The organism is Caballeronia sp., assembly GCF_049581465.1.
Classification (GTDB): Bacteria; Pseudomonadota; Gammaproteobacteria; order Burkholderiales; family Burkholderiaceae; genus Caballeronia.
The window spans coordinates 1-2603 of sequence record NZ_JBAUSA010000832.1 but is presented as its reverse complement, the minus strand read 5'-3'; the positions used below and the strand labels follow the sequence as shown (position 1 = coordinate 2603).

4 protein-coding genes are annotated in these 2603 nt (G+C 60.1%); all 4 read right to left on the bottom strand.

All coding sequences use genetic code 11. The annotated features are described in order from the left end of the window. The coding region (locus tag WCA53_RS20455; protein ID WP_423914927.1) for a cupin domain-containing protein at positions 1-268 on the bottom strand (268 nt) is incomplete at its 3' end. A 110-nt stretch (positions 269-378) separates the two neighbouring features. Continuing rightward, the gene (locus WCA53_RS20450; protein WP_423914924.1) at positions 379-639 is read right to left on the bottom strand and encodes a hypothetical protein; all 261 of its coding nucleotides are present in this window, start codon (positions 637-639) and stop codon (positions 379-381) included. Positions 640-1069: 430 nt separating this feature from the next. After that, positions 1070-2416, bottom strand: a complete 1347-nt coding sequence (locus WCA53_RS20445; RefSeq protein ID WP_423914922.1) for a c-type cytochrome — start codon at positions 2414-2416, stop codon at positions 1070-1072. After that, a partial coding sequence (locus tag WCA53_RS20440; RefSeq protein ID WP_423914920.1) for a hypothetical protein occupies positions 2413-2603 on the bottom strand: 191 nt, incomplete at its 5' end. The genes WCA53_RS20445 and WCA53_RS20440, both read right to left, overlap by 4 nt.

Genomic DNA, 2603 nt, shown 5'->3' with positions numbered 1-2603 from the left:
ACTTGTCACCGTCGAACTCTTCACCGCGGCCGATATAGAAAACGCCTGAGATAACCGTATAGATGCGGTCTTCGGGGTGCGTGTGCGGCATCACCTTCACACCTCCAGGCGCCTTAACCCTGATCACATAAGGACCAGGTTCAGCAGGGTGACCGACAACGACAGCGAGGCGCATAGAAGACGGAAACGCCGAAAAAGATTGCCAGTTGATGTCATCGGGCAGGATGCATCGGAACACAGACTGGTCAGGCTGATGAGTTTGGAGCATATGGTCCTCGCGAAGTAAGAGGCGGCGATGTCAAAGGATCTTTCGTATTGGCAAATGAGTAATGCCGCGAGCGCCAGCTCTCCATTCAACGTTCGTTTTGTCGCTATTGCCTATTGGTTTAGGACGAACAGGTGCTTGTGCAAGGGAATCGCAAAATCATCAGTCAAAACGTCCGTCCGCTGACGGCCACGCCAATGTGGGCGGGATTCGATGCTGGCCTGTTCCAACTGATCGAGCTCGCCCTCGTTGTAATGTGCCTGGACGAAGTGGCATCCCATCGCCTCCGCCGTGGCCTGCAGGGATTTCAGCGTGACGCCGCCGGTCAGTTCGGCATGTTCTGCCTGCGTAACGCGGACGCAGGTGATACGCATCTTCTTCGCGACGTCAGCGCCGGATATGCCGGGAGTGCCACGACGGGTACGCAGCCAGCCCTCCCCAGGCGGTAGAATGCGTCTTCGACACCATCCCCGGACCCGATAACCGTCCTGCTGTCCTTATCGCGCCATCGAGTCTTAGCAATCCAATATCCCGCAAGTTGGCAGCTCCGTTCGCAGCCTGGCTTACGGAGCACCACGACAACGGCCTGGTATTTTGCTCGGTTTGTGCTGGCGCTTTCGTCCCGGCCGACGCCGGCCAGCTTGTGCGGGTCGTTCGGCGACCAGGCATTGGACCCATCTTGACGACCCGAAGCGGCGTTTTCCCGATATTCGGATCGATGGTGACAAGCTCTGCATCAAGGACGTTGGAAACAGCCCGCTCTCTTCTCGGCCTCCTCGGTCGAGACCGAGTCGTCCTTTGTGCTCATTGCGCCGTTTGCTTCCTAAGCTTCGCTACGTCCTGGGCCGTCATATGCGACGCCTTGGCGCCGAAGCGTGCTGTAACGTAATTGGAGACCGCTGCGACCTCCCCGTCGGAATAAGCCTTACCGAACGCGGGCATCGATATCGCGCCTTCCGGCGTATGCCGCTTGGTACCGACAATCACGATCTGAGCGACATTGGTCGCGCTTGGATCGTTGACCGCCCAGGCGCCGGTAAGTGTGGCCATAGGCGAAACTGGACTTACACCGCTCCAGCCATGGCAACTCACGCAAGCACCCTCGAACACCGTCTTGCCGCGCGGATCAGCCGTGCCCCCAATCCGGTGCGAAGCCGATGCTGGCTGCGCCAGCGTCGCCGTCAGATCGGGCGAGACTGTTGCGGGCACGCTGCGAAGATAGGCCACCACGGCACGGATATCTTCCGGCGTCAACCAGCTGAAGCTCTGGTCGACCGCTTCGCCCATCGGCCCCGACGCAGTGCCATGACCTGGCGCATGTCCTATCGACAGATAAGAGATCAAATCGTCGTCGCGCCAAGCACCGACGCCCGTGGCCTTGTCAGAACTGACGTTGAAGGCAAGCCAGCCCGCTGCGAGCGCGCCGCTGAATTTCTTGCGGTTGTCGAGCGCGAACGCCAGATTTCGGGGCGTGTGGCACTCACCGCAATGCGCCAGGGCTTCTGCGAGATAAGCGCCCCTGTTCCATTCCGGGCTCTTCAACGTGTCGGGTTCGAACCGCGTGTTCGGGTTGAACAGGGCTGACCAGAACATCATGCCCCAGCGTTGGTTGAACGGAAAGATCAGAGTGTTGACGGGAGCGGTCGCGTGCACGGGCGGAAGGCTGAACAGATAGGCCTTGATCGCCAGCGCATCCGCGTCCGTGATGTAGGTGTAAGACGTATATGGCATCGCCGGATAAAGCCGCGCGCCATCGCGGCGAATACCGCGATGTAGCGCATTTAGGAACTCCTGGTCACTGTAATTGCCGATGCCGGTGTCTTTGTCCGGCGTGATGTTGGTCGAATAAAGCGTGCCAAACGGAAGTTTGAATCCAAGGCCGCCGGCATATTCCTTGCCGCCCTCCGTGGTGTGGCAAACCATGCAATCCGCGGCTTTCGCGAGATATTCGCCCCGCTCTACTTGGCTTGCGCTGGCGAGCGAAACTGGTACCCCGGTCGGCTCTCCAGCCCTGTAGTCCGCGAGAGCGACTTTTGCGCCTTCCGCAAACGCCAATGGGCCCGGGCCTTGGACAATCCAGATTCCCGCCGCTGCTGCAATCAATATGATGGCACCACCGCCAAGCAAAATACGACGGCTGGCGGACTTCATGATTTCCTCCCAGCCGCGATCAGGGCGGGGTCGATGGGCATGCGCCGCAAGGCGACGCCCGTGGCGGCAAAGATGGCATTGCGCAGTGCCGGTGGTCCCGCGTTCGTGCCGGCCTCGCCGATACCGCCCGGCGCCTCCCCGCTCTTGACCAGGTGAACTTCGATCTTGGGCGTCTGGTCAATGCGCA